The organism is Paraburkholderia tagetis (assembly GCF_022213065.1).
In the GTDB taxonomy this organism is placed as follows: Bacteria; Pseudomonadota; Gammaproteobacteria; order Burkholderiales; family Burkholderiaceae; genus Paraburkholderia; species Paraburkholderia tagetis.
Map to the genome: position 1 here is coordinate 18,376 of NZ_JAKLJA010000023.1, position 22,844 is coordinate 41,219.

19 protein-coding genes and 2 pseudogenes are annotated in these 22,844 nt (G+C 61.7%); 8 read left to right on the forward strand and 13 right to left on the reverse strand.

The window, feature by feature from the left end; all coding sequences use genetic code 11:
* Window positions 1–108: 108 nt before the first annotated feature.
* A complete protein-coding gene (locus L5014_RS23375) occupies window positions 109–1,500 on the forward strand; it encodes an aminotransferase-like domain-containing protein (protein WP_238466131.1) in 1,392 nt (463 codons plus the stop codon).
* 61 nt (window positions 1,501–1,561) lie between these two features.
* Here the strand turns inward: L5014_RS23375 and L5014_RS23380 are convergent, their stop codons facing one another.
* The 8 genes from L5014_RS23380 to L5014_RS23415 form a co-directional block, all read right to left on the reverse strand.
* Entirely contained in the window at window positions 1,562–2,698 is a 1,137-nt protein-coding gene (locus L5014_RS23380; RefSeq protein ID WP_238466133.1) for a porin, read from the reverse strand.
* Window positions 2,699–2,779: 81 nt separating this feature from the next.
* On the reverse strand, window positions 2,780–4,138 hold the full coding sequence (locus L5014_RS23385) for a purine-cytosine permease family protein (RefSeq protein ID WP_238466134.1): 1,359 nt from the start codon (window positions 4,136–4,138) through the stop codon (window positions 2,780–2,782).
* 102 nt (window positions 4,139–4,240) lie between these two features.
* On the reverse strand, window positions 4,241–6,340 hold the full coding sequence (gene capA / locus L5014_RS23390; RefSeq protein ID WP_238466135.1) for a caprolactamase subunit alpha: 2,100 nt from the start codon (window positions 6,338–6,340) through the stop codon (window positions 4,241–4,243).
* A gap of 21 nt (window positions 6,341–6,361) precedes the next feature.
* Window positions 6,362–8,113 (reverse strand): caprolactamase subunit beta, encoded by a 1,752-nt coding sequence (capB, locus tag L5014_RS23395; protein ID WP_238466137.1) that lies wholly within the window; start codon window positions 8,111–8,113, stop codon window positions 6,362–6,364.
* A 243-nt stretch (window positions 8,114–8,356) separates the two neighbouring features.
* Window positions 8,357–8,533 (reverse strand): hypothetical protein, encoded by a 177-nt coding sequence (locus tag L5014_RS23400; RefSeq protein WP_238466139.1) that lies wholly within the window; start codon window positions 8,531–8,533, stop codon window positions 8,357–8,359.
* A 4-nt stretch (window positions 8,534–8,537) separates the two neighbouring features.
* Window positions 8,538–9,554 carry an L-2-hydroxyglutarate oxidase gene (lhgO, locus tag L5014_RS23405; protein WP_238466140.1) on the reverse strand — a complete coding sequence of 339 codons (1,017 nt, stop codon included), beginning with the start codon at window positions 9,552–9,554 and terminating at the stop codon, window positions 8,538–8,540.
* A 12-nt stretch (window positions 9,555–9,566) separates the two neighbouring features.
* A complete protein-coding gene (gene glaH, locus L5014_RS23410) occupies window positions 9,567–10,511 on the reverse strand; it encodes a glutarate dioxygenase GlaH (protein WP_238466141.1) in 945 nt (314 codons plus the stop codon).
* 249 nt (window positions 10,512–10,760) lie between these two features.
* Window positions 10,761–11,123 (reverse strand): DUF3870 domain-containing protein, encoded by a 363-nt coding sequence (locus L5014_RS23415; RefSeq protein ID WP_238466142.1) that lies wholly within the window; start codon window positions 11,121–11,123, stop codon window positions 10,761–10,763.
* 650 nt (window positions 11,124–11,773) lie between these two features.
* Here L5014_RS23415 and L5014_RS23420 point away from each other — a divergent pair.
* Window positions 11,774–13,732, forward strand: a complete 1,959-nt coding sequence (locus tag L5014_RS23420) for a sigma-54-dependent Fis family transcriptional regulator (RefSeq protein WP_238466143.1) — start codon at window positions 11,774–11,776, stop codon at window positions 13,730–13,732.
* 101 nt (window positions 13,733–13,833) lie between these two features.
* On the opposite strand, the gene L5014_RS23425 is transcribed toward L5014_RS23420, so the two are convergent.
* Window positions 13,834–13,974: a hypothetical protein gene (locus L5014_RS23425; protein ID WP_238466144.1), complete on the reverse strand. Its 141-nt coding sequence runs from the start codon at window positions 13,972–13,974 to the stop codon at window positions 13,834–13,836.
* A 337-nt stretch (window positions 13,975–14,311) separates the two neighbouring features.
* On the opposite strand from L5014_RS23425, the gene L5014_RS23430 reads away from it, so the two are divergent.
* Window positions 14,312–14,500 (forward strand): hypothetical protein, encoded by a 189-nt coding sequence (locus tag L5014_RS23430; protein WP_133197133.1) that lies wholly within the window; start codon window positions 14,312–14,314, stop codon window positions 14,498–14,500.
* Between the two features lie 367 nt (window positions 14,501–14,867).
* Entirely contained in the window at window positions 14,868–16,253 is a 1,386-nt protein-coding gene (locus L5014_RS23435; protein ID WP_238466146.1) for a hypothetical protein, read from the forward strand.
* 400 nt (window positions 16,254–16,653) lie between these two features.
* On the opposite strand, the pseudogene L5014_RS23440 reads toward L5014_RS23435, so the two are convergent.
* The 3 genes and pseudogenes from L5014_RS23440 to L5014_RS23450 form a co-directional block, all read right to left on the reverse strand.
* Window positions 16,654–16,755 (reverse strand): annotated as a pseudogene (locus L5014_RS23440) (IS6 family transposase); the annotation flags it as partial.
* A 228-nt stretch (window positions 16,756–16,983) separates the two neighbouring features.
* Window positions 16,984–17,973, reverse strand: a complete 990-nt coding sequence (locus L5014_RS23445; RefSeq protein ID WP_238466275.1) for a porin — start codon at window positions 17,971–17,973, stop codon at window positions 16,984–16,986.
* Window positions 17,974–18,221: 248 nt separating this feature from the next.
* On the reverse strand, window positions 18,222–19,628 hold the full coding sequence (locus L5014_RS23450) for a purine-cytosine permease family protein (protein WP_238466277.1): 1,407 nt from the start codon (window positions 19,626–19,628) through the stop codon (window positions 18,222–18,224).
* Window positions 19,629–20,085: 457 nt separating this feature from the next.
* Between L5014_RS23450 and L5014_RS23455 the strand changes: the two are divergent.
* The 4 genes and pseudogenes from L5014_RS23455 to L5014_RS23470 form a co-directional block, all read left to right on the forward strand.
* Window positions 20,086–20,208: pseudogene (locus L5014_RS23455) on the forward strand (IS6 family transposase); the annotation flags it as partial.
* A 243-nt stretch (window positions 20,209–20,451) separates the two neighbouring features.
* A complete protein-coding gene (locus L5014_RS23460; protein ID WP_134760263.1) occupies window positions 20,452–20,688 on the forward strand; it encodes a type II toxin-antitoxin system ParD family antitoxin in 237 nt (78 codons plus the stop codon).
* The gene (locus L5014_RS23465) at window positions 20,685–21,023 is read left to right on the forward strand and encodes a type II toxin-antitoxin system RelE/ParE family toxin (RefSeq protein WP_238466148.1); all 339 of its coding nucleotides are present in this window, start codon (window positions 20,685–20,687) and stop codon (window positions 21,021–21,023) included. Before L5014_RS23460 ends, L5014_RS23465 begins: the two co-directional genes overlap by 4 nt.
* Window positions 21,010–21,636 (forward strand): addiction module antidote protein, encoded by a 627-nt coding sequence (locus L5014_RS23470; RefSeq protein ID WP_238466149.1) that lies wholly within the window; start codon window positions 21,010–21,012, stop codon window positions 21,634–21,636. Before L5014_RS23465 ends, L5014_RS23470 begins: the two co-directional genes overlap by 14 nt.
* A 792-nt stretch (window positions 21,637–22,428) precedes the next feature.
* On the opposite strand, the gene L5014_RS23475 is transcribed toward L5014_RS23470, so the two are convergent.
* Window positions 22,429–22,797, reverse strand: a complete 369-nt coding sequence (locus L5014_RS23475; protein WP_238466150.1) for a hypothetical protein — start codon at window positions 22,795–22,797, stop codon at window positions 22,429–22,431.
* Between the last annotated feature and the right edge of the window lie 47 nt (window positions 22,798–22,844).

Consider the following 22,844-nt stretch of genomic DNA (forward strand, 5'->3'; position numbering starts at 1 on the left):
ACTGTGCAAGTGAGCGCCTTTTCCGCTTTGTAGAGTGCCAATCAACGGGTTCCGTACTGCTGGATTGCGTGCGGCCCCGCGGCACCCTGGAAAAAGAGGAGAGATGCCGTGTATACGACCATGCCCGATACGTCCCGCTCGCTCGTGCAGCGCGTCGTCGATCACTTTCGCACGCTGATCGAAGACGGCAAGCTCCACTCCGGCATGAAGATTCCGTCGATCCGCAGCTTCGCGGAATCGCATGGCGTCAGCGTATCGACCGTGGTCGATGCCTATGACCGGCTCGTCGCTGATGGCCTGCTGGTGCCACGCCAGAATGCCGGATTTTACGTGCGCAGTTTTCAGCACGGCGTACGGCGCCATCACGACGCGCACGGCGACGAAACCACGGGTTTCGACTCGCTTTGGATGCTCAACCGCATCTGGCAAAACCATCATGTCGAAATCAATCCGGGCTGCGGCTGGATTCCACCGCGCTGGCTGGACGACGAAGGCCTGCGCCGTGCAATGCGCAACATGTCCATCCATACGAACGGGACGATGGCCAGCTACGGCATGCCCAAGGGATATCTACCACTGCGCTGGAAAATCTCCGACTGGCTCAACCAGCAAGAGGTCTTCTGCCCGCCGGAGCAGTTGCTGATGACCAGCGGCGCCGCGCACGCGCTCGGCCTCCTGATCCAGTTGCTCATCAAGCCGGGCGACACTGTCTTTGTCGATACGCCCGGTTACAGCCTGCTGTTCCTGCACCTGAAGCGGCTTGGCGCGAATATCGTCGGTGTGCCATGGACGCCGCTTGGCCCGGACATCGCGGCCCTCGAACAGTTGCTGCGCGAGCACAAGCCGCGCGCCTGGTTCACGAACCCGCGCCTGCACAACCCAACGGGCGCGTCGTGCTCGACTGCGACCGCGCACCGGATGCTCCAGCTTGCCACGCGCCACGACTTCCTGATCGTCGAGGACGATGTGTGCGCCGATCTCGACAGTGCGGCACGCCGCCCTCTTGCAAGCATGGACCAACTCGAGCGCGTGATCTATCTCGGCAGCTTTTCGAAAACGGTCTCTCCGGCCATGCGCGTCGGCTATATCGCCGCCCATCCGGACCTCATCGAGGACCTCACGCAGTTCAAGATGATCACAGGCCTCACGAGCTCGGAGATCGCCGAGCGCTTCGTCTATCAACTGCTGACCGACGGCCGCCATCGCAAGCATCTCAAGGGGCTGCGCGATAACCTCTCGCGTGCGCAGGACGAGACGCGGCGCAAGCTCGTTCAGGCCGGCATGGTGTTGTTCAACGACGCGCACGATGGGCTTTTTGTCTGGGCGCGCCATCCGTCCCATGAAGATTCGCGCGACCTCTCGAACCGCGCGCTCGACAAGGACATCTATCTCGCGCCCGGCCACCTGTTCGCGCACGACGAGGCGGCTACGCCCTGGCTGCGATTCAATGTCGGCTATTGCGAGCACGATGGACTGTTCGAGTTCCTCGCGCTCGCGTAGCGTAGCGTGGCGCAAGCGTGCAAAAACCGCCAGCGCCATCTTCGTGCCTCGCCTGCGCCTGTTAGAACTGGTGCGTCACGCCGAGCCGCGCCGCGACCTGCCGGCTCGTGCTCGATGGGTTGAAGCCGGCGATCTGCGCCACAGCCGCCGCGCCCGACGCGTTCTGGAACGCCCCCATCGCATAGACCGAAGTCCGCTTGGAGAGCGCGTATTGCGCGATCAGATTGACCTGCTGATACTTCGGCGTGGTGTCGCTCGCGTGCGCGTGCCCGATCGTATACGTGAAACCCGCCCCAAGGAGCAACGCGCTCGTAACCGAGTACGTGCCCGAGATTTCGTAATTCTGGAACGTCATGTCGCCGCCGCCGAGCGCCGAGCGAAACGCGGTATCGGAGAAGTCCGCCGATACCTTGAGCGAGCCCAACGTGTACGATGCGCCCGCCGCGAGCACACTCTGGCTGCGGGCGCGCGCAAGCGCGTCGCCGTATATCGCGTTGGTGAAGCCGCCGCCCGACGTGTAGCCCGCGACTGCGGTCACCGGATCGTCGACATGCAGATAGCCGACACCCGCGCCAAACGCGCCGCCCGCGTAGGCGATTGCGGCACTCCAGGTCGAATCGGTCGAAAAAGCGCCCGCGTGGCCACCGGGCGAATAATGGCCCTCGAACGTGATGCCCGCCATCGTCGGGCTCGCATACTTGATCGCGTTGGGCACCGAGAAGCCATTGTCGAGGTTGTCCATGTCGTTCGGGTGTGCGAAGTACCAGCCGCCGTATTGCCCATTCAGCGTGAACGATTCCAGCAGATCGACATTCGCATCCCATTGCCGCCCGAGTGTCAGCGTACCGTATTGAACGGACTGGATGCCAACGTAGGCGTTGCGTGAAAACGCAAGCCCGCCCCCCGCCTGACCGTTGGCGGCGTCAAAGCCGCTTTCGAGCCGGTAGATCGCGCTCAAGCCCGCGCCCAGATCCTCGGTGCCCTTCAGGCCCCAGCGGCTGCCAAGCGGCACGCCGCTCTGTATCTGCACGAGCCGCCCGCCGCTGCCCGCCACGGCCTGACCGTTGTTCGCGCTCACCACATTGTTCGCATAGTCGATGCCGAGATCGACCACGCCGTACAGCGTGACCGAACTCTGCGCGTGCGCACCGCCTGCCAGCAGAACCAGCGGCAGCCCCACACTCAGGTATTTTTTCATTGTCTCTTCCATGTTGATTTGATGTTGAATCGGTGTTCATGGCGCGAGGCCATTGCACCTGCAATCGCCCCGCGTGAACCCTTAGAGCGCCACATCGCGCACGAATGCCCCCTTGCCCGCGAGCGACAGGGCCGCGCGATAGACGAACGCCGCGCTCACAGCCGCAGCAGGGGCGGAGAACGTCGCGACAGTGCCGCCGAATTCGAGCAGCGCGATGCCGATCGCCGTTGCTGCGAGCCAGGCCACGAGCCCGCACAAATTGAGCGCGACCACGCGCTCGCGGCGATATTCGATTTGACCGCCAAAAATCTCGTCATAATGCGGCGACACGATATGCGTGAGCGCGATCGCCACCCACGCAACGACGAAGATCCCCTGATACGAGAGCGCCTGCAGGATGAAGCTGAAGACGTTCGTGAGCATGAGCGCGTAGACGAGAGCGCCGGCCACGATCGACCAGACGAATTTCGGCAAATCCAGACCGATCGCACTTTGAAAGAACGCGTGCATGTTCGTCGACGCAAGGTAGAAGTTCGCCGTATTGATGCGCGTCTGCGTAACCCAGACGAACAACAGCCCACCGAAACCCATCAGCTTGAGCAATGCCATCACGACCGACACCTCGCTTAACGCGCCCTGAGTCGCGAGCGTGCCCGCGAGAAAGATGCCCGCCACGCCGTTGCAGAGGAAAGTGAACGTGTAGAAGAGCCAACCGAAGTTGAGGTTCGCGTGATAGCCGGCATCCTGCTTCCTGCCAAAGCGCGCGTAGTCCCACGTGTACATCATGAGAATCCATACGCCCATGAACGCAGTGAAGCAGTTCCACCAGCCATGCGCCGGCGCGCCTCCTGCCGGGCCGAGATGCAACCAGGCACTGTGCTCGCCGCTCGCGGCAAACGCGGCGATCAGCGCGGCAACGAGGCCTATCAGGTAGAACGGCAGCAACACGCCGTTGAACTTGTCGAGCCAGCGCTGCACGCTGCCGAACACGAGCAGCACGCTATAGGTCACGACGATTAGATAGGCCAGATGCAACGAGACGGCCGGAAAGTAAGCGTTGATCGCGATGGCGATCACCGAGCCTTCGAACAGCGCATAGTAAATCGCCGTTGCGAAGAAGATCAGTGTCGCAAGCGGCGCGCCGAAGCTGCCGAACACGACGCGCGAAAAGAGCGCGACCGACAATCCGCTCGAGATCGCGAACCGCACGATCACCCGGTTGATCACGCTGTAGACAGCGACCGACAGCGCGAGCCCGATCAGCGCATTGACGGTACCGAAATGAATCGCGAGCGTGGCGGACACCACGAGCCAGAACATCGCGCTGCAAATTGCCCACCACGCCATCGTCAACGAGCTTCTCGACATGCGCGCATCGTCCGGAACCGGGCTTGCGGCATAGCTGCCATCGTGCTTGTCCGCATTGGCTTTCAGCTCCATAAGTCCTCCGAAATAAATTGAATAAAATGGGCAAGCGCATACACCCACTTGCCCCATCGTCTGGCGAGCCGCGCGACACACGGCCCGCCAGGCCGTTGCGCATCAGACCGCGTCTGAAGCGTCCGTCAGGACATAGACGCCCGTAGCGTCAAGGCACGCACTCCACTGCGGCGGCAACACAATCGAGGTCGTCACCTCCTCGATGACCGCGGGTCCGGCGATCACGTCGCCCGCACCCAGCAACGTGCCGTCGTAGACCGGCGCATGCACGGTTTCGATGTCCTGCCCGCACCCGAAGATCATGCTGCGCCGCGCCTTGATGGCGAGGTCCACGTCACCCGATCCGGTTTCGATGGTTTGCACTGGCGGCTGGTCGAGCACGCCATACACCGTGCTTTCGATGTTCACGATCTCCACCTGGCTTTCCGGCTCCGCGTACGTGAAGAGCTGCTTGTGCCGATCGTCGAACAACTCGCGGATGCGGCCGATGGTCTCATCGCTCACCTCCATGGCGCCGATGTTCACCGAGCACTCGTGCACCTGCCCGCAATAGCGCATGTCGAGCTGGCGCTCGACCTGAATGCGCTCGCGCGGGAAGCCCTCGCTTTCGAGCGCGGCGAGCGCGTCGGCCTCGAGCCGCTCGAACTGCCGCTGCACACGCTCGAACGAAGTGTGCGGCTCGATGCGCATCGGGCACGCCGCCATGTAGTTGTATTTGACGTCGGAAAGCAGTTGCCCGAACGCGCACAGACCCGAGGCCAGCTTGGGGACCAGCACCGTCTTGACGCCGATCTCGCGCGCGAGGCCCGCGATGTGCAGCGAGGTTGCGCCACCAGCGGCGATCAGGACGAAGTCGCGCGGGTCATAGCCGCGCTCGATCGACACCCGCCGGATACCGTTGATCATGTTCACGTTGACGATGTTGTAGATGCCGTATGCCGCCTTGCCAACGCCGATCCCGAGCGGCTTGGCGATCTGCGTTTCGATTGCGGCATGCGAAGCGTTGCCGTCGATCGTCACGCGGCCGCCGAGCAGCGACTCCGGATTCAGATAGCCGAGCACGACGTTCGCGTCGGTTACCGTCGGCTCCACGCCGCCGCGCATGTAGCACGCCGGTCCAGGCACGGCGCCCGCGCTCTGCGGGCCAACCTTCAGCAGCCCCATCGCGTCGATCCACGCAATCGAGCCACCGCCCGCGCCAAGCGTCTCGACTTGAATCATTGGCGTGCCGATGCGGTAGCGCAGAAAATCGATGTCCTTGCTCACGTTCGTCGCGCCGTCCTTCGTCAGCGTGATATCGAACGACGTGCCGCCCATGTCGACAGTGATGAGATTGCGGTAACCAAATGGCCTGGCGACGAACAGCGCCGCGCGCGGCGCGGACGCCGGCCCCGAGTTGATCGCATTGACGGCGCGCGCGGCCATCGCGGCCGGCGACGCCATGCCGCCGTTCGATTGATAGAAGCGCACCGGCGACTGAACGCCGTTATCAAGGTAGAACCGTTCGATACGGCTTACGTAACGCGACAGCACGGGTCCAAGATAGGCGTTCACTACGGTCGTGGAGGTGCGCGTGTACTCACGCATCTGCGGAAACACTTCAAGCCCTGCCGACACGTAGACATCAGGCAACATCTCGCGCACGATCTGTGCGGCGCGCCGCTCGTGAGCACCATTGGCCACCGACCATAAGAACGAGATCGCGACGGCTTCCACGCCTTCGCGGCGGAACAGTTCGCACGCGGCGCGCACGTCGTCCTCGTTCAGCGGCGTGTGCACGGTGCCGTCCGCGAGGACGCGCTCGCGGATCGGTCTGCGCAAGTAGCGCTCGACGAGCATCTTCGCGGCCGGATAGCAGGCGTCGTAGCGGTGGCCCTCCTCCTTGTGCCCAAGGCGGATTTCGAGCGAGTCCTCATGACCGGCCGTGCAGATAAGCCCGGTTTTCACACCCTTGTGCTGGATCAGCGCGTTCAGCGCGACCGTCGTGCCGTTGACGCACAGGTCCAGATTCGAAAGGATTTGCCCGACCGGCTGGCCAAGCGCCTGCGCAATCTGTCCGAGGCCGTCCGCAATGGCGCGGGTGCCGTCCTCGGGCGTCGACGTGGCCTTGAACAGGCGCATCTGACCTGCGCCGTCCGCGAGAACGAAATCCGTAAATGTGCCGCCTGCATCAACGCCCAGGCGATATTGCTTGCTGTTCATGTCATCTCCTTCGTCTTGCGGTTAGCGGCTGCTGGCGCGCAGCACATCGGTGGCCGCGCGGTCCACGCGCAGACTCTCTTCGTCGATCACCACCCTGTACTCGGCGCGCGCCGCGCCAATCGAAACAATCCCGTTGCGCACGTCTGTCGCGACCTGCTCGGGATCGCGCAGCAGCGGCGAGCCCCAGCCGCCGCCACCGGGGTTGTACGTGGCGAGGCAATAACCGTCGCGCACCGTCATCACCGCGTTTTCCTGATGCGATTCGATCACCTTGCCGTGGCGCTTCAGATCGACCCGGCCGAGCTTGGTCTGCGGCAAGGCGCTCGATGCACCGTTGGCGCCGATCGCCGGCAGCTTGCGCCCTTCCCCGAAGCTCACAACCGTCATCTCATGGCCGATCGGCTCGACCTCCCAGACCGTGCCGCTGCCGCCGCGATATTGGCCCGCCCCGGCACTGTCCGTGACCAGCCCGTAACGATGGATCAGGATGGGATACGAGTATTCGAGCGTCTCGATGTCGCCGGAATAAAGCGCGCCGAAACAGGACTGCGGACCGCACGCGTGCCAGCCGTCCATGTAGCCGGTCGCGCCCGCCCCCGACACGAGTGACGCCAACACCATCGTGACGTATTCCTCATCATTTCTTTGATCGTGTCCCGCAATGTTCACCCCACTGGAATGCCCCCAGGAGCCCACAGCGCGTTCGGGCTGCGCCTTTTCCAGCGCAAGGCGCACCGCGTCGGCGAGCGTTTCCATTGGCGTCGTCGTGCAGTTCACGTGCGGCGCGGGCTCGCGTGCGTTGCACAACGTCCCCTTGGGTCCAAGATCGACGCTCACACAGCGGTAGAGCCCCTCGTTGTACGGCGGATCGAGCTGGGCGAACATCATCAGGCCAAGGTAGACGCCCGAGATCGAATTGCCTTCGTAGGAGTTGATGAAATAGGGAATTTGCGGCGGGCTCTCGATGCGGATTCTGCACGTATCCGCGGCGATGTCCACGGTCGCCTTGATCACGATCTCGCCGAAGCCGTGGCCGGAATCCTCGAGAGTCGCGCTCGCCTCATAGGTGCCGTCCGGGACCGCACGAATAATCTGGCGCATATGGCGATCGGCCATGTCCATCAACTCGTCGATACAGGAACGCACCGTCTCGACACCGTATTTGTCGAGCAGCGCGATCAGGTTGCGCGCGCCAACGTTGACCGCGCCAAGCTGTGCCTTCAGATCGCCCTCCTGGTCGCGGCGCGAGCGCATGTTGCTCAGCATGAAATTGACCATGTCGTAGCGCTCGACGCCGCGATCCCACAGCTTGACGGGCGGAATGCGCAGTCCCTCTGCGTAGATCTCCTTCGCGTCCGGGTTGTAGCCCGCTGGCACCGGACCGCCGATGTCGGTCACGTGGCCCTTGCACACCGTCCAGAACACCAGCTCGCCTTTGTAGAACACCGGCTTGTACATGCAGCAATCGACGATGTGGCTGCCTTTGTAGACCGGGTCGTTGTGGTAAATGATGTCGCCATCGTGCAGGTCGTCACCGAAGAAGCGTGCGACCTCCTTCATGGCTGGAATCAGCCCGCCGAGGTGAATCGGAATATCCTGGCCTTGCAGGACCATCTCCGGGCGTTCGTTGAAGATCGCATTGCTGTAATCGTGTGCGACGTTGAACACACTCGAGCGCGCGGTCTTCTCCAGCGTCATGGTCATCTCGCGCTGAGTGGTCTCGAGCACGCCGCGCACGACGGCAAGCGTAATCGGATCGACATCTCGTGCCATTACTGTCTCCATCTGATAAGTGTTTATCCGGGCTACCGATGAGGCGCCCGATCCGTGACGGATGAGAACGAGAGTAGGCAGGCAAAATTGGCCGGACAATGCACAGCGGGCCGCGTGCGCACGCGTGTTGTGCTGCCGCTGCGGGCCATACACGCGGACTGTGCTGCGGGGGAACCCAGTACACGCAGCAAGCCCGTTCAGCCATAGTGGTGCCCGCACGCGCCGAGCCGGCGCGCTACCGCGTCACGGCGCCGGCACGCGCTGCGCGATGTGCCGGCCAATGGCGATCGACGCTGTCGCGGCGGGCGACGGCGCATTGCAGACGTGCAGCGCGCGCGGCGTCTGAACCAGACGAAAGTCGTCGACGAGGCCGCCATCGGCCTGCAATGCCTGCGCGCGCACGCCCGCCGCAGCCGGCACGAGATCATCGCCCCCCGATTTCCGGGATCAGCCGTTGCAGGCTGCGCACGAACGCCCGTTTGCTGAACGAGCGATACATCTCGCGCGCGCCCTCGCGCCAATGCTTGGTGCACAGCCGCCAGAAGCCCGGAAAGGCGATCACCTCGGACAGATCGCGCACGTTGACGTCGCGCTTTGTGTATCCCTCGCGCGCGAACGCGAGCACTGCATTCGGACCGGCCTCCACCCCGCCACCGAGCATCCGCGTGTAGTGCACGCCAAGGAACGGAAACGCGGGATTGGGCACCGGATAGACGAGGTGCCTGACCAGATGCTGCCGCTCGGGTTTGAGCACGTAATACTCGCCGCGGAACGGCACGATCCGCACTTCGGGGTCGACGCCGGCCAGGCGCGCGACACGATCGCTGTGCAGGCCCGCACAGTTGACGAGGTAGCGGGCGAAGTACGTATCGCACGGCGTCTTGACCACTACGCCATCACGCTCGCTCCGGATACCGGTGACAGGCGTCTCGAGCCGAAGCGCCGCACCATGCGCCGCAAGCTGCTCAGCGAAGCTCTCGCAGACGCTCGCGTAATCGACAATCCCTGCGTCCGGCACACGCAGTGCGCCCAAGCCGCGCACGTGTGGCTCGATTTTGCGCAGCGCCTGCGGGCCGATCGCCTCGACGTCCAGGCCATTCTCCCGGCCGCGCGCTACGAGCGCCTCCATGAGCGGCACTTCCTCGGGCTGCGTGGCAACGATCACCTTGCCGCACAACTCGTGTGCGATGCCGCGACGCTCGCAGTAATCGATCAGCGCGCGACGCCCTTCGTGCACGAACCTCGCCTTGAGGCTCCCTGGCCGATAGTAAATGCCGGAGTGAATCACGCCGCTGTTGTGGCCGGTCTGGTGGCGCGCCCATGCCGCTTCTTTTTCGAGCAGCAGAATCGAGGCGTCCGGGAACCGCGCGGCCAGCGCAACGCCCGTTGCCAGCCCGGCGATTCCGCCGCCTGCGATCGCGAAGTCGTATGTCTCGCTCATCGCCGCCCTCCCTCACTGCGAAGAAAAGCGGCCGCGCTGGCGCATCAGTTCCCGCTGCAACTGCGCATCGCGCTCGAACGGCGCGCGGCCGTGTAACCAGAACTGATTGTTCAGCACGATCAGATCCCCCATCGGCAGCGGCAGGGCCGCGGTGCCCGCCGATGCCTCCATCGAATCGGATAGCGCCTGCAGCCACGCGGCGTGCTCGATGCTTTCAGGACATACGAATTGGTCGATATAGCAGATGCACTCGCGGTCGTTGACCTTGAAGAATGTTGGCCGAGCGACGCACTGCGCGACGTTCTTGCTCGCGGGCGAGCGGTAGGTGAACGGATACGCGCCGAGCGGATGCTCGCTGAAACGCTTGAGGTCCGCCCAGTCATCGAGATGCAGCAACCTCGACTCGCCACCGCGTGCGTGGTGCTCGGAGAACTTCATCATCAGCAGCCAATCCGTTGCTTCGTCGACGAACGTGCCGTCGGTATGCAGCGTGAAGAGACGATAGGCCTGGCGCAGGTACGAATCGCTGGCATCGGTGGACTTGACCACGAAGCGTGCATAGAAGGTGCCTGACATCGCATCGTGATTCGCCGGCCCGATGAGGTGGCCGATGGCTGTGCCAAACTTCACGTAGTCCTCAGGATCTGATGTCACGCCCTGAACGCCGATCGTGAAGCCACCGTTGTCGCGCTCATGCAGGATTGCGCGCAGCGTCTGCCTGAAACCGGCGCCCAGACGCTCGTCCAGCGCCTTTGCGAGCACGAAGCGCGCGGTCGGCACATATTCCAGATGCTGGCTGCTCATCTGCCGGTGCGATTCGAAGAAGTCGGCAAGCACGTGCTCGTCGAGCTCGATGTGATAAAGCCGCTGGTGGTGCGCGTGAGCCCGGACGCGAAAGCCGGCATCACCGGCAACATGGCTGGACGCAGGACGCGTGAAAAGCTGCTCTCGTTGCATGGTCTGTCCTTGAGGGAGGGTGCTGGATGAGAGCAGGCGAGATGGCGCCCGTGACGGTGTCCCTGCCGGCCCGCGCCGAACGGCGCGTCGCGACAGCTCGCAGCGGATGGCAATCGGAGAACCTGTGCTGTCGGTGCAGGCGCCAGCCTGCGCGGAGCAAGGTGTAGAGGCGGCGCCGGCCCCCTCACGCGTAGACGCACGCATGCGAGACGATCCGGCGCGGCACAGGCATAAGCCTGGCTAACAGCATTACATCCCTGAGGGCGAAACACTCCCCGGACGCGACTCGGGCGCTTCGGACAGGCTGCGTTCGTACTGGAGGTGCAAGTCCTTGAGCGCAGCAACGAGCGCGAGCCCAGCGCGGCCAATGTAGCATCGCTGGACACGCTCGGCGACCGGCGCTGCGCCGTCGCGCAGGCTGTGGCCGCGCAACAGGTCGCGAATGAAGGTACGCCCGTGCTCCGTAACCAGCGTGCAAGACGCGTCGAGGATGACCGCATATTTCGCGTCGATCTCAACGGTCACGCTCAGCGACTCGAACAAGTGCTGCGCCGCCATGCCCTGGGGCAGCCGCGCATGACCCGCCACGAAGCGTGTCTCGGGCCTGCTCATGATCGGGCATGCCGCGTCGCAGCGGCAAGGCTGAGTGATTGATCGGGCTGCATCGTTCGCTCCTGTTCGATATCTGGAATCAAGTTTAAGAATCGCGATATCGCGCGACAATGTACAACCTGCAGCGAGCGGTTCGGATACTGTTCTGCTTCTGTGGGCAGTACACGCAGCGTTCGGGCGTCGGGGGAGCGCACGCCGGAAGTAGACGTTGCCACTCAATTCGACGTGGTCGTTGAAGTCGTTTCGGTACTTTTCATCTTTCGGAACAGGTCAGACTAAAGCTGTTCCGCGATGCAACAGTGCGAATCTAGAGCTGCGGTTGTCCGAGTTCAAGAAGTCTCGCCATCGCATGCAACCTGTGCCAGCGAATCCAGTGTTACGACCCCGAGGGCCGCTATTCAGACAAATGAAGACACTGGCAGGAACGTGAGCTTGTGAGTGAAATCTGCGCCGTGAACGTCAAATCGCGCTGCGCACAGTATGTACTTAATGATTGCAATTATTGACGCAAATCAATAGGGAATCGTTTCGGCGCGCCACCATGCGCCATGGCACCCTGAAGCACGACGCTGCAATCAGGCGCCATCCCGGCTTACCGTTTGGCCTGTGAGGGTTCGGCACCTCGACCGGATTCGCAGGAGGAGGAGACAATGCTCGACGATCCCGATCGCGGCGATATCGCGCCGGCTTCGATAGAAGCGTGCTGGCTTACGCCATCGATCCAGAAGTCACACGAGCGCTCGCAAACCTACGGGCTGAGCACATCGATGCGCCCGGATTATGACGTCCTTTCTGCGGCCGATCTTGCATTGAAACGCGAACAGAGCCGCATCCTGTGTGTCCACGCGGCACCCGTCATGGAGACGCTTCGCGAGCAGATCACCAACACGCAAAGCATGATCGTCTTGACCGACGCCGAGGGCCTCATCCTGCATTCGATCGGCGACGACGGCTTTCTCAAGCGCGCCGAGAAAGTCGCGCTGCGCCCGGGCGCAAACTGGGCTGAGGCGCGTCAGGGCACCAATGCGATCGGTACCGCTATTGCGGAGTGCCGTCCCACGGTCGTTCACGGCGATCAGCACTATCTCGCCGCAAACCGGTTCCTCACTTGCTCCAGTGTGCCGATATTCAACCCGTACGGCGAGTTGAGCGGCGTACTCGACGTTACCGGCGATCGTCACAGCTACCACCAGCACACCATGGCGCTGGCGAAAATGTCGGTTCAGCTTATCGAGAACCATTTTTTTTCGACGACTTTTCGAACCACCTTGCAGATCGCCTTCCATGAACGTCCGGAGTTTCTCGGCACGTTGATGGAAGGCATTGCGGCGTTCACCTCCGACGGACGTTTCCTGTCGGCAAACCGCAGCGCGCAAATCCAGCTCGGCCTCACACTGGCGGGGCTGCGCGCGCATACGCTCTCGTCGCTGTTCGGACTCTCCGGCTCAGATTTGATCGATAAAGCGCGTACGAGCCAAGGACTGCTTCTCTCGCTCTCGCTGCGAAATGGACAGTGCGTTAGCGCCAATGTCGCGTTCAGGCAACCGGCACTGGCGAACGGCGATGGTTGCGTCGCCGAGCCGGGGATGCCATCGGCGATCCTCCGGCCAGCGACCAAAATACGCGAGGGTCAGTCGCGCCTGTGCCATCTCGAGACGGGTGATCTGCAAATCTCCGCTGTCGTCGCCAAAGTCCGCAAAATCATCGGCAAAGACATCCCGCTTCTCGTGACCGGAGAAACGGGTACCGGCAAGGAGCTACTCGCACAGGCCATACACAACGACTCGCCGCGCCACGCCGAACCGTTCGTTGCGGTCAATTGTGCGTCGATACCGGAGAGCCTCATCGAGTCCGAACTGTTCGGCTATGAAGAAGGCGCATTTACCGGCGCAAAACGCAAAGGCGCGGTTGGCAGGATTTTGCAGGCCAATGGCGGTACGCTCTTTCTCGATGAGATCGGCGACATGCCTTACCCGCTCCAGGTGCGTCTGCTGCGCGTGCTGCAGGAGAGGATCGTGAATCCACTCGGGTCGGCGAAGTCGATCCCCGTCGACATCGCGATCATTTGCGCCACCCATCGGGACCTGCGCGAAATGATTGCACAGGGGCGCTTCCGCGAAGACCTTTACTACCGCCTTAACGGATTGGCGGTGAAACTGCCACCACTGCGCGACAGAACTGACCTTGCGCATGTGATCGAAAGCATGCTGAGAGTGGAGTCGCTGAACCGCACAAGCGGCCGCCCGTTGAGCGTCTCGCAGGAAGTCGTGGCCCTCTTCGAGCGATGTCGTTGGCCCGGCAACTTTCGCCAGCTCGGCAATCTCATGCGCACCGCTGCGGCAATGGTCGATGAAGACGGGGAAATTCGGGTCGAGCATCTGCCGGATGACTTTCTGGAGGACGTTCAAGCCGGGGTAGCCAGGGCCGCCAGCTCTGATCTGACGCCGCCACCTGGCGCACGCCTGCAGGAGGTTGCAGCCCTCGCGATCTCGGCCGCCGTGGCCCAGCACGGCGGCAATGTGTCGGCCGCAGCGCGGGCGCTGGGTGTTTCTCGTAACACGATCTATCGAAAGAGGCTGTCAGCGCCGGATGCCGGCAGCGACGATTGATGTCCTGACTCAGCTGGTGCAGCAACCTCCTCCGCACCTGCTACGGCCCAGCGATCTGGCCGAGTTCTGCCTGGTCACCTGATATCGCAACGCCACACTCCTTAAACGCCATCAATAACGCTGGTGCCGTCTTTGCGCGCCGCCAGTGACCGCTCGTCAAACAGATTTTCTTGCGTGAGCGGCGAGTTCAAGATTTCTTCAAAATTAGGTTCAGCAATCGATCTATTATGATAAGTTTTCATATATCAAGTATCTGAATTAATTGTCAGGATTTGCTCGTCTCGATTGCCACCTCGCCACAGTCATTCTGCATACCTAATTTAATAAATAAGCCGATAGAAATTTTGAACACAGACGGCTATCGTCCTTTTACTTTAAGCAATGAGACAGGCGAGATTCCAGTTGTCGCTGGCTGTTTTTTTGGCGCCTTGCGGGATATTTTTCGGCGAATTTCCCCCGACCTTATACAGGCAAACGTCAGGCGGAAGCGGCCATCCTTATAGGGACGGAGGAACAATAAAAAGCCAGCAGAAAACATGGGGGATGAATAGAATCAACTCACGACACGGGGAGAGCGCAATGCCCAAAGTTCGCGTGCAGCAGTTTCATGAGACGGATGACGAGTTCCACGAACTCGGTGGTCTTCAAGTCATTGATCTGACCGAAGTGGAGCTAACCGCGCTCCAGGACCACGACGGGGAAATCACATGGCTCGAAGGCCGAAGGGGATACTTTGGGCTCGCAGACGAGGAGCACGTGAAGAAGTGAGAGCCGCGCTGCAAGTCCATGCATGCGTACCGTCCCAGGGCAAGGTTACGAGAGCTCGCCCATACCGACACGGCAAAGTCGAGGTCGTGAGTAATTCATGACGCGCGATTGTGCACGCTTTTGTATAGGACACGCACGACCCGGTCAGCGCGTTCCCGGTGGCCAGGTGCGTGTACTGTGCATCAGAAGCTTCGCTCCAGATTGCTTCGGTGGTCCAGCTGCGCCATCGAGGCGACCGCAAGGGCGAGCAAGCTTCATAGCCCTGTAGCGCGCCGCCGGCGTCGTCGAGCGCGTCGTGCAGGGGCGAGAGACGTGCTGTCTATAATGGCAAACTCACGATGCCAACGATTGCATGGAGCACTACTTTATGAGTCAAGCCCGCGGGCGATATGCGGGATCCCGGGACAGCGGCCAACGCCAACCTCGCCACGAAAAGCAATCTCCGCCCAACCGGCAGAGACAACCGTATGTGAAGGCGCCTCCCCGAGACTCCACCCAGACTGCCTCCATTTTCAAAACACGATCGTTTCAGTTTCTGGTCGATGCGGTAGGCGCGGAGAATATCGCGATAGCCCTTGAATCCAGCATGACGCGCGTGGCCGAACTCCTGAACGGCGAGCGGTTCACGCCCGAGACCGCCTTTCATATGGAAACCACGCTTGGGTTACCGCATGGCTTTTTTGACCAGCCCAATCCTGGGCTCTCGGCCGAGACCATCGCGCGTCTGAAGTCACCGCTCGACCTCATTCAATCGGACGACGGAGCAGACGACGTGTCTGAAGCACTGGAGCCAGCTTCTGCCCTGGACGTCGGCCAGCAACCCCTTTTTGAAAATAGTTTGTCCGAGGAAGCGCACATGTCGAAGAAAGCAACTGCCCGATCGCCCAGGGCCGTCAAGAATCGTCGAGGCGAAACGGGCGAACAGACTCAGCCTCATGCACCGCCAAAAGCTTCGCCATCGAAGGACAAGGCGTCGCCTGAAACGACCCAACAGCAACCGCTGGCACTGAACGATGGCGCGGAGGTAGAAAGCATCCGGCGCGCCAACCTTCACGTTCTCACGAGTCGCAACGGATCGAAAGCAAGACTGGGTGTGGTCATGGCGATGAGTGGATCCAACATGGCCCATCGGCTACATGGCAAGAAGCGCATGGACAGTGTCGAAGCCAACCGGTTCACGGAGCGACTTGGTTTGCCAGCTGGCTGGCTGGACACCCCGCGCTCCGAGGCCGAGATTCCAGAGTCGGTCTCGCCTATGCTCGCCCCTGCTCCGCGTGGTCGCGTTTCGGCTCAACAACACGAGCCGCTTGCGCCCGTAACAAACGATGGCGTGCCAGGGAAGTCCGCCGATGCGAAGGCGCACAAGGGACGCGGGCGGACCCGCGCCCTGGGCGATTCGGAAAGCCCCTCACCTGTGTCGGCGGATGTCGCGGAAGAGCAAGACACGATCGTCGTCAGCCCGCAAGTTCATGTAAGTGATCTTCCCGAAGAGCTTGCCGGTCACTCACCTGAAGAAAGTCATGGCAAGACCCCGCCAGCCATACCGGCACCCCTTGAGACGTTCCCCGCCTGCGCAATACCGCCGCGAAACCCGGTAGCTTTCCCCTTCGCTTCCGTGACCAGCCTGGACAACCTTCACGGTATTGAACCGATAGCAGAAGCCTTGCTCAAGACGCTGGCAGGGAAAGCACGCACCGGTCGCCTGGACGAGTTGAAAGCGCTGGAGCTTTTGCAGCAAGCGGTCCTGTTGTGAGTCAGTGGTAGCGTGCCAGGCCCCCTCGCGCGACGAGGCATCAAGCGCATCGAGGTAGCCCGGGGCTCAAGCAGCACGGCCGGTCATGGTTGTCACTCCTTGTTGATGTTTGTCGCTGGATGATTGTCGGCCCCGGTTGTTCTATTTGTCGCTGGCTGTGCGACGACGGCAGCTTTCGACGTCCATCTCGAAGATCGTCGAGTGCTACACGAGCCGGTCGATGGCGGCGAATGGATTTCGCAGCTCGATACCTGGCCCACGCGTACCTCTGCCAACACTTCGCCTACGTCCTTACGGACGCACACGCATGACTCGAGGCCGTTGTGGCTGGCTAGACCTTCAACGTATGACTCTTTCATTCACAACAGCTTGCCGGTTTTGACCGGCGCACGGAGGCGTTCATTTCATTCAATTCGATGCCAGCCAGAAGGATCCGGGCCCAGCGAAAAGTCTTGAATCCCAGCATGGGCCGCTTCCATCGCTTGATCGTCCGATGGTCCGGGTCGGGTAGCGAAAGAGCTGACGCGACCGGAAAGCGCCCGGTGCCGAAGTTCGACTGCAGGTGTCCAATGAAAGCACCGAGCGAGTACGCCGCGCCATATATCAGCGCCAGCAGCACGTGCGCAGCCGATACGACATAACAGCCCGGAAAAATCCGCTTGCTCACAGGTGCCTCCCTTCAATCAACCGATGCCAGAACCGGTGCGGCGCAGACCGGGCGCTCCGGCGTTTAGAACCGGTGCACGATACCGAGTTGCACCCCACGCGCGTCGGCGCCAGGATACGCGAGCGGCAAGCCCGGGTTGGCCGCGCCGGCAAGCGTGTAGCTCGCCTCGTTGCGGTTGCGCAGGAAAGAGAGCGCGCCGTAGAAGTTGGTCCGCTTCGACAGGTCGTACTCGTACATCAGGCCCACCTGGTCGGCGTTGTTGCCCTGCGAGGTCTTGTCGTGGGCGTAGGCATAGCCGACGGACAGGCTGTTGGCCGTGTTGAACTGATACTTCACGGAAAGCCCGTAGACGTCCGTATGGATATCGAGGTCGGTCCACTTGACGCCCGAGTAGCCGCCATAGAGTGTCGCCTTCCCGATCGTGTACGACGCACCGGCCATGATCGTGCGGTCGGTCGTCATGGCGGTCGCATTCTTGAGCCATTGCCCCGCCACGAAGGCGGCGAATGGTCCGTGCTCCCAGGTGAGGTCGACCTGCTGGCTTGAACCCGCCGAGCGAAGCCCCCCGGCGTCGCCGAAGCCCAGATAGATCCCGCCCTGGAAGCCGGCGACTTCGGGACTCATGTACGAGATCGTGTTGCTCGTGCGAAATGCGAAGACCGTCAGGTTGTCCATGCCGGATGCCTGCGTGACCCCGCCGAATGCGTCCTGCCCGCTCTGGTCGTAGAACAGCGGCGAATTCTGGCGGCCCGCTCTCACCTGCCCCCACGCGCCCGAGATGCCGACCCAGGCCTGGCGGTTGAACATCGAGCCCGGGTTGTCGACGCTGCCGTCGGTCGGGTTGAAGCCGTTTTCGAGGTCGAAGACGATCTTCTGGCCGCCGCCGATGTCCTCCGAACCCTTCACCCCGAAGCGACTCGCCCATTGCCCGTTCGAGCCCAGTGCGGCCGTGTAGCCGTTACCCGTGTTCACGTACTGTGCGAACTCGTCGATCAAGCCATACAGCGTCACCCCGTCCTGCGCGAAGGCGCCGTGCGATGCCAGTGCCAGCATGGTCGCACAGCCTGCCTTCAGCCCCGCGGCACGACGTGACGATTCCATGAACTTTTCGATGCGATTCATATATTCGCAGTCCTATTTAACTTTATAGTAAAAAATCGCTTTACTGGTTTTGAATTTCCATCAAAGGAAAAGCCGAACGTCAAGCACCAGAGCTAGAACCGGTGCTCGACGTTCGGTCAACCGGATCGGGCGGGCAAGGCCTGGTGGAGGGGCCTGCCCGATCGGCATGCCGGCGACAGTCAGCGCGCCTGTTTGGGCAGCTCCTGCACGTCGGCCGGGAGAATGAGGCGTTCGGGAATGGTGCGTGCCGAGGCGCGGGCGCAGACGTAATAGAGCACAGCGGGCACCACGAGGCCGAGAATCCACGAGATGTCCGTTCCGCCCAGGTCGTCGACAAGCGGACCGGTATAGAAGCTCGTCGAAATGAAGGGCATCTGGACGACCACGCCGACCACGTACACCGTAATCGCCATGACGTTCCAGCGGCCGTAGCGTCCGCTCGGGTCCGTGAGTGCCGGGACGTCGTAGCGCGATTTCGTGAAGCAGTAGTAGTCGACGAGGTTAATCGCACTCCACGGAGTAAAGAACGCGAGCAGGAAAAGAATGAACGCCGTGAACTCCTTCAGGAACGAATGACGCCCGATCAGCGCGAGCGCGGTCGAAGCGGCCACCATCGCGAGGATGTAGAGCAGGCGATGGCGCGTGGACATGGCGCGTTGGCCGCGAAAGCCGCTCACGATCGTCGCCATCGACATGAAGCTGCCGTAGGCGTTAAGCGTCGTCACCGTCACCTTGCCGAACGCAATGCTGAAGTACAGCAGCGCGGCAATCGCGCCGGACGACCCAAGGCCGACGATGAACGACACCTCGTGATGCGCGAACTGCGATCCCGCCAGTGCCGCGGCGAACACGCCGAACACCATCGATGCCTGCGCGCCGATCACCGAGCCGAGACCCACGGCGAAGAACGTGCCGACCGACGATGTGGAGCGCGGCAGGTAACGCGAGTAGTCGGCCACGTAGGGGCCGAAGGCGATCTGCCACGAGGCCGACAGCGACATCGAGAGCAGGAAGCTCGCGATCGAGAAGTGCCGGTTGGCGAGCAGCGTGCCCACGTCGTGGTGCGCAAAGAGCGTCGAGAACATGAACGCGAACGCAGCAACGCCGATTACGCTCGCAATGCGCCCGATGAAGTGGATGGTGCGATAGCCGAGGATTGTCAGGATCACGATGACGACTGCAAAGATCGAAATACCGGCCGCGTCGTCCACATTGAGCAGCTGTGCAACGGCCTGACCGGCCAGCACGGAGCCGCTGGCCGAGAAGCCGACATACATCAGGCAGACCAGTACGATGGGAATCATCGCGCCATAGACGCCGATTTGCACGCGGCTCGAGATCATCTGCGGCAGTCCAAGCTGCGGTCCCTGCGCGCCATGCAGCGCCATCACCGCCCCGCCGACCATCTGGCCGATCAACAGTGCGATCAGCGACCAGAAGACATCGCCGCCCAGTACGACGGCGAGCGCGCCCGTGACAATCGCCGTGATCTGCAAATTTGCTGACAACCAAAGCGTGAACTGGCTCGCCAGGCTGCCATGACGCTCTGAGTCAGGAATAAAATCAATCGACCGGGACTCGATCAACGCGCCGCCGGCACCACTCTCTCTATCGCTCACCACAGAACTAGCTCCAGAATTTTTCACGGATGACACTCCGATCAAGGACAAACGGACGTCACGAGGTACTTCGCTACCCGTCCAGCCTGCCACCTGGCGCGTAGCGAATTAAAACGGACACCGGCCGCTCCACCGAAACGAGTCGTGAGGCAGGCCACATATTCGTTGTCTTGTATAGACAACTATGGCGATATCGGGAATTACCCCGCAAGGCCTTGTGTAAGGTTGAAGTGGGTGATCAATGCCATGTTTGAGCGCCCACTCACATGATATGTATATATTTAAATACTCATCAGAATGATCACTCACCAAAGTTGAATGGACAACTTTACGGGCTTCGCACTTCGCGTCACGGCTCACCGGAGGCGGGACATTCTCATCTTGTTTGTCGCGCGTCTCTCATCCAGATTGTCGCGCCACACGTGGCGCCGAACTCTGCATCCTGATGCAGAAACGGGGGACAAGGCGGCCGCCGAACGGTTTTTCATCCGCGTGCTTCGTTCATGCCCGCTGCCACGCAAGATCGTCACCGATCAGCTTCACGCGCCTAACGCGGTCTTAACGGAGGTGCTAAGCAAGAGCATCGGGGCACGACCAGCCATCCCACGCTTAGCACTTAACAAGGCGTCAAGTGGCCTGGAAGCGGACAGGGGAGACAGTCCATCGCCGCCCGCACGATTTCCCGGAAAGCCGCGCCAGGTAACGCTATTCGGACCGGTCAGGCCACACCTGAACATCTCCGGAAAGATGATCTTGGCAAATTTTGCCAAAGCCTGATAGACTGGTTCGCATGAGCACGATGAACATTTCCCTCCCCGATTCGCTGAAGGAATACGTCGACGAGCAGGTCGGCGAGTGCGGCTACGGCACGAGCAGCGAATACGTCCGCGAACTTATCCGTAAGGATCAGGATCGCAAGCGCCTGCGCGCAATGATCCTGCAGGGAGCGACTTCGGGCCTCGCGGATCCGGCCGATCCCGACTACTTCGAATCACTGCGCGCCCGCGTGCGTACTTCGCGCAAATGACGGCCAAGCCCGTCATCCCGACCCGGCTGGCCAAGCAGGATGTAGAAGACGAGCTGACCCACTACCTCGTGGACGAGGGCTCGGAACAGGCAGCGCTCGGGTTCATTGCAGAGCTCGAGCAGGCATACGCTCATCTCGCCAAACACCCCAACATCGGCTCTCCCCGTTACGCGTACGAGCTGGACATACCGGGCCTGCGCTCATGGTCTCTCGATCGCTACCCGCATCTGATCTTCTACATTGAGCGCAAGGATCACGTCGAGGTCTGGCGCGTGCTCAACGGCAAGCGTGATATTCCGGCGTGGCTGTTGAGCGATGACAGTGAGTTCCACTGACACCATCTGCACGGCACAAAGCCCGCGAGCCATCCGGCATCGCGGGCTTCATCATTTTCAGACCATGACGAAAGCAACACCGTTTGACGCAGCACGCTCCCTGACCGACGAAGAGGCCATCCTGCGCTACCTCGCACAGTCGTTCGAAGCGGGCGACCCAGCGTCGTGCCAGCAAGCGCTCGGCAATGTTGCGCGGGCATTGGGGGTGAAGGACATCGTGCGCAGCGCAGGGATGACGCGCAAGGCCTTCGAGCGGACATTAACCGACAAGCATGTCGGCTTCGATACCATCGCGCGCATCGTCGGCGCGATGGGTTACAAGTTGACCGTTCAGCGAACCACGCAGCCGAAAGCGTCGGACATCTGGCAGATTGCAGGCGCACGCTACACCAGGAAAGCGGGTAAGCTGCGCGTCGAATTCGCGCTCGGGGTGAGGTATCACATCCCGATCACCCGGTTTCCACAATTCGCAGCGCTTGATCGCCAGCCGACCGCGCGCGACCTGAAAGCGGTCAAAGTATCGCCCAAGGGGCGCAGCGTGCAATTCCCACGGCTCGGTGTAAAGGTCCGCATCGCAGACGTCCGACAAGCAATCAGCGGCGGGAGCATTTGATGGGCCGCGAATATCGTTCGCGGAGACCGGGGCTTCACAAAAGAGTAAAGCCGCCCGACCATTGTCAGATCGTGAGCTCGCCCAAATTGATTAGTTATCCAATTTTATCTGCAAGATCAGGCTGCCATCGAAGGACCGACGTAGCGAAGGCATTTTCATGCGTCACCGCAGGTGCCCATGGCGATTGCAGACCTTGATAACTATGTTGACCCTGCGGCCCCAGGTGCCCCGAAAACTGTTGCTTGGTGGGCCTAGAACAGACCGTTAGTCGCAAATATGGCCCAGACTGTCTTAGACCTGAATTTAACGTATAACGCATTGTCGCATTTTCGACCGCAAAATAGAGCAATCGCTCGCTTATCAGGCAACCATATTTATAATATAAATCAATAGGTTGCATCGTTTATTAATGTAATTCCTCAGGATTAGCCTAAAATCTAGGCGTGCGTGAGGCACCCCGACCCGCGCACACGCTCAAAGCCCGCGCCCCCTGTGCGGGCGTTTTTTCGTCGGCCCGGACAATCGCCAGGCGCGATGGGGTCCCAGCGGTCACGCCTGTCCTGGGCGTTCGCGCGTGCACCCGCCCTGTCACGTTAGTAAGCACTCACCGGGGCGGCGCATTCCACGCATGCCCCCGGGGCCGCCAGTGCGCCGCGGCATACGCCCAGATTGGGGCAAACGGACAGGCGGCCACACCTAAATCGGGGAGTTCCCGTGCGGACCCCGGATGACGTTGAACCTGCAGGTCATACAAGCGACCGGAGAGACGGCAAGGTGCACAGCTATGGTTCTTCAGGGGCCTTGCTGCGCCGTGACCAGGCCGGCGTGCAACAGGTCGCGCATCGCTCGCTCGGCCCACCGCACGGCCCGGCACGCGTGCCGGGCGAGGAAGGACAGCGTGAGGCTCATGAAGCCGCCGTCGCGCTGCGGGATGCCGATACGCTGGCTCGCCAGGTCGAGGTAGCTGAGCATCGCGCGCAGCAGCTGGACGCATGCCATGCGCCGCTCGCGGCGTTGCTGGCGATGACTGCCGTTCACCACGTTGAGCGTCGGCAGATACCGGCCGGGCTCGTCCAGGTACACCTCGAGGCGATCCTGCATTTCCAGCAGGATACGCGGGCGGTCCTCGCGACGAGCAGTGCGATTGGGCGCCTCGTGCATTGCGCCCGCGCGTGACTGTCCCTGCCCGGCATCGGGCGGCTGCGTGG